Below are 1,151 nucleotides of genomic sequence, written 5' to 3'. Positions count from 1 at the left end.
GGGCGAGAACACCCTGAAGGTCGCCTAAGCCGCAAGGCGCTCGGCGCGGGCCGCTGCGAACGGCGGCCCCGCGCAGGGTTTCGGCTTCGCGATGTTTCTGCGGCGGCGCCGGATTGCGTGACCCGGCGCCCCCTAGGCTTCGATTTATGCGTTCCACCTGCGCTGCCGGTTCGCGCCGGCCGCGCAGTCTTCTTCGGCACCACCCCGCATGCGGCCGGTCGTACCTCACACCGGCTTCCCTCCCCTCCGTGCGGGTGCCTGCAGCCGGGGTCCGCCCCGGCTGTTTTTACCTCGCTGCACGCGCGGCCGCGGTCTTTCCAGGTTCCGTCCCAGCCAGCCGTGCGCATGCGCACGCCCGCCAGGCGCATGAGCCTGCCCGCTTCGCAGCGTTTCCCCGATTCCAGGATTCCAGGAGCTTCCCGATGAGCCTCACCGATCTTCGCAACGCGCTTCCCGACTACGCCAAGGACCTCAAGCTCAACCTCGACAGCGTGCTCAGCGACGCCGGCTCGCAGGGCCTGGACGCCAAGCAGATCCGCGCCATCGCCCTGTCGTGCGCGATCGCCTCGCGCTACAAGCCGCTGACGCAAGCGGTGGAAGCCTTCGCCGCCGAGAAGCTGTCGGCCGAGGAAATCGCCGGCGCCAAGGCCGCCGCGGCGGTGATGGGCATGAACAACATCTATTACCGCGCCACCCACCTGATCCAGAACGAAGAGTACGGCCAGCTGCGCGCCGGCCTGCGTATGAACATCATGGCCAACCCGGGCATCGACAAGATGACCTTCGAACTGGCCTCGCTGGCGGTGTCGGCGATCAACGGCTGCGGCGCCTGCATGGACTCGCACGAGAAGGTGCTGCGCAAGCACGAGATCAGCGCGCAGGGCGTGCAGAGCGCGCTCAAGATCGCCGCGGTGGTGCACGCGGTGGCGGTGGTGCTCGAGCAGGCTTGAGCGAACCCGCAGTAAAAGTTGGATGGTGCTAGGGGATCGTCGGCGGCAACGCCGGCGATCTTTTTTTGCGTTTGCCGCAGAGCAGAGCCGCTGCGGAATGTGAGCGCTATCGCATATCCTGTGCGCGCCGCCGCCAGGGACACGGGGTCCCGTAAGCGTGTGGCATCGACTCAGGGGATTCCATGCCAGTTGTACTTCCAC

Annotated in this window: 1 protein-coding gene; it reads left to right on the top strand. The window is 67.2% G+C overall.

The window, feature by feature from the left end:
• Positions 1–422: 422 nt before the first annotated feature.
• Positions 423–950 (top strand): carboxymuconolactone decarboxylase family protein, encoded by a 528-nt coding sequence (locus tag ACIQU6_RS45055; protein ID WP_096377087.1) that lies wholly within the window; start codon positions 423–425, stop codon positions 948–950.
• Positions 951–1,151 lie beyond the last annotated feature (201 nt).

The sequence above is a fragment of the Streptomyces sp. NPDC090442 genome, assembly GCF_044769405.1.
Classification (GTDB): Bacteria; Actinomycetota; Actinomycetes; order Streptomycetales; family Streptomycetaceae; genus Streptomyces.
The sequence above is the reverse complement of the archived record's forward strand: the minus strand, read 5'-3'. Positions and strand labels throughout refer to the sequence as shown.